This window comes from Citrobacter sp. S55_ASV_140 (assembly GCF_018919505.1).
In the GTDB taxonomy this organism is placed as follows: Bacteria; Pseudomonadota; Gammaproteobacteria; order Enterobacterales; family Enterobacteriaceae; genus Citrobacter; species Citrobacter werkmanii.
Window position 1 is genome coordinate 1 of record NZ_JAHLQZ010000298.1, and the last position, 3,300, is coordinate 3,300.

Sequence of the window (3,300 nt, forward strand, 5' to 3'; positions counted from 1 at the left end):
GCTAATGTCTGCTTCAGCCACGCCGCACTGCTGGCTGTATTGCGCCAGCGTGAGTTTTTCGGCGGATTCTTTCAGGCACTGGAGGCTGCTTTTTACCGTCACCGTCTGGCCGTCTGCCAGCGTCACCACGCGGGTGACAAACAACTGCGCGCGTGGGCAACCGCTGGCGGCGACGATTTCTCCGGCTTCGTTAACGACCACCGGCTCCTGGGCGGCGTTTGCGTTCAGATGCGCGAGGGTTAAATGCTGCCCGGCAAGATTTGGGATCTCATCGGTGATCACCAGATGCGTGGCGTTGCTCCAGCTTTTTTCACCGGCTTGCTGCATGGCCTGTACGCCGGGAATCGCAAGGTAATCGGTGTTATAGCGCTGTTTTTCGATTATCCAGCGGATCATACCCATCGCCAGCGCGGAGTCGCTTCCCGGACGCACGGGCTGCCAGTGGCCGCGATCGTCAGCCAGTACCGTGGTTAATGGCAGGGCTGGCGCCACCACCACATAGCGGAAGTCGTCGCGTAAACGGGCGCTGGCGAGCTGGCGAGCCTGGCGTTTAAACGGGTTGCCGGATTGCGCCGGAGACGTTCCCATAAACAACGCGAACTCGACATTATCCCAATCGGGCTTCACGTGGGTATTTTTATCCAGATCGCCCATTAGCGCACCAGAACCGGCCCGGTAGGCCAGACCGCAGTAAGCGCCATGCGCGCCGAAGTTTTTACTGCCGAAACTGTTCAGCGCGAAGCGACGTAAAAACGTATCACGTCCTTCATCGCTGGTATTGGTGACCAGCAACTGATTGGATTTTGGCCCAAAGCCGGGATGTCTGGCATCAAGCGGCGTATCGGGATCGTGAATTGCCCGCAGGCCATCAACATGGCCCTCACCAAACAGGTCACCGCCTTCCACCACCTCTGTGATTAATTGTTCGAAGCTGATGCGCTGCCATTTTCCCTCGCCGCGTTTGCCGACGCGTTTCATGGGCTGCAGAATGCGCTGTGGACTGTACAGACCTTCAAGTAAGGTTGCGCCACGAGCGCAGGCGGTGGAGCGCGCGTCCAGACCCGACTCGCCCGCCAGTTGCGCCATTGCCGTGGCAAAGGGAACCGAGGCGTCAATATGGTGCTCGTGAGATAATGGATGATAAGGGTTACCGGCAATGCGCAGCACCTTGCCTTGCTCACTATCAACGCGTACCCGCACACCGCACTGCGTCCAGCAGCCAAAGCACTGCGTCATTGAGATCACCTGCTGCGGATTTTGCTGCCATTGCGGCCGGGCATTGGCTTCAGGGATGAGCGCATTACCAAAGATGCGGTCGCGGGTAATTTTACCAGAGGTACCGTCCAACAAACCGTCCAGTGCGCGCTTTGCTACATCCCGATAACTCAGACCAAACGTCACCATGCCACCTACTGCAAGACCGACTTTAAGCCACTGACGACGGGTTAAATTAGCCATGTTGCATTCTCCTTGCGATCGCGTTCAGGGCTTCACGAACAATAATAATCAGTGCTATCCACAGGCCGAAGGTGCCCACAATGGCCAGCCAGCCATCGGTGCCGCCGGGCAGGGTGTAAGGATTAAATTGGGCGTTAAATTTCGGTACGGTCTGTACCTGGATGAGTAACGTCCAGCGCATCAGCCAGCATAGCGCCATGGCGCTAAACGCCAGTAATATGCGCAGCAGCCGCGATAATGGAAAACGCAGCACCAGCCCGCAAAGGACGAGCGAGACAAGCCATAACGCAACCCAACCGATGGCGTAGTGTCGTGCCGAAGAGGCGACATCCAGCCACTGGCGAATTGCTGAACCGGAGAGCGTATTGCCGCTCACCCAAATTGCCACCACGATAACCAGCGCGCTCAAGGCGACAATTTGTCCCCATGCCAGTTTGCGCAGCAAAGATCCTTCACTGTTTGTTGCAGCGATGAGCAGGGCGAGGAATGTTTGTAGCGCGCTGAGGAACATTGCAACCGGAAAGGCGTAGCTGAACCAAATGGGACGCGCCTGCACCACCGACACTTCGCGACCGGTGTAAACCAGTAATCCGATGGCGGATAAGGCGCTACCGACGGCCAACCATTTAGTTACACTGTAACTTTTAAGCGTTATCCGCTTAACGTGCTGCGCCAAAAACCACAGGCCCAGGAAGCCGGTGAACAGCGGTAAAAACAGCGCGCCCCATGGCATCCAGGACCATGGCGTTGGATAAGCATAAAAATGCCAGACGCGGGCGGTTTGGTGTAAATCGGCGGTTAGCGCCAACGGGGCGGTTATTGCACAGGTCAGGGCAATTAACAGCGTCAGGTTTTCCAGGTCCGGCGTCTCTTGTTTGCGCCAGTGCAGCACGCAGGCGAACAGCGCGGCGCAGGCGGCAATACCGATGAAAAAGAAATACTGTACGGCCCAGGGTAACCAGCTTACATGTTGCGGATGGGCCAGAACCTCTTCGATAATCAGTGAATGGTTCATTTAAACCTCCTGCCAGAGAGCGGGTTGAGCGCGTCCCATTAACGGGGTGACAAACGCTTCATCCAGACCCAGATAAAACACGTGCGGTGATGTTCCGCTTTCGGGTTTTAGCACTTTGATGGCCTCATGGTGTTCATGCAGCATTTGAGAAATCCGGCTGTGCGGATCTTTGATATCGCCAATGATGCGTGCGCCGCCGACGCAGGATTCCACGCAGGCCGGGAGCAGCCCCGCTTCCAGACGGTGTACGCAAAATGTGCATTTATCGGCGGTTTGCGTTTCATGGTTGATGAACCGCGCATCGTAAGGGCAGGCCTGCACGCAGTAAGCGCAACCCACGCAGCGGGTGTTGTCGACGACCACAATACCGTCTTCACGTTGGAAGGTGGCCTGCACCGGACAAACGGGTACGCAAGGGGGGTTATCGCAATGGTTGCACAGGCGCGGCAGCAGGACGTTGGTGACGCTTTGCTGGCCTGTAAGCTGCACCTGATACTGGTTAACGAGGGTTCTGAATTCTCCCTGCGGCGTCTGGTTTTCAATAGCGCAACTGACGGTACAGGCCTGGCAGCCGATGCAGCGTCGCAGGTCAATCAACATGGCGTAGCGATGCGCGAGTGAGCCTTCATGGCGTTCAGGCGAGAAGGGGAATTGCGCCTGCGCCAGGGGGACCAGTGAAGCGCCAGCGGTCAGGACGCCCAGTTGCTGGAGAAACTGCCGTTTACTGCTGTCCATATTTTCTCCCGTCACGGTACAACAACGAAACATTGGTCACGCCGTTGATTTGTGTGTGATGAATAAAGAATCTCAATGATTTACAGTGTAAA

General features: G+C 56.6%; 3 protein-coding genes. All 3 read right to left on the reverse strand.

Going from position 1 to position 3,300, the window contains the following annotated elements:
- On the reverse strand, window positions 1–1,458 hold a 1,458-nt coding region (locus KQJ18_RS22750), incomplete at its 3' end, for a molybdopterin-dependent oxidoreductase (RefSeq protein WP_216422813.1).
- Entirely contained in the window at window positions 1,451–2,473 is a 1,023-nt protein-coding gene (gene ttrC / locus KQJ18_RS22755; protein ID WP_216422815.1) for a tetrathionate reductase subunit TtrC, read from the reverse strand. The genes ttrC and KQJ18_RS22750, both read right to left, overlap by 8 nt.
- A complete protein-coding gene (gene ttrB / locus KQJ18_RS22760) occupies window positions 2,474–3,208 on the reverse strand; it encodes a tetrathionate reductase subunit TtrB (protein WP_038640285.1) in 735 nt (244 codons plus the stop codon).
- Window positions 3,209–3,300 lie beyond the last annotated feature (92 nt).

Excerpts from the sequence above, each read along its gene's own strand:
- ttrC (WP_216422815.1), bottom strand. The coding sequence starts at position 2,473 with ATGAACCATTCACTGATTATCGAAGAGGTTCTGGCCCATCCGCAACAT.
- ttrB (WP_038640285.1), bottom strand. The coding sequence starts at position 3,208 with ATGGACAGCAGTAAACGGCAGTTTCTCCAGCAACTGGGCGTCCTGACC.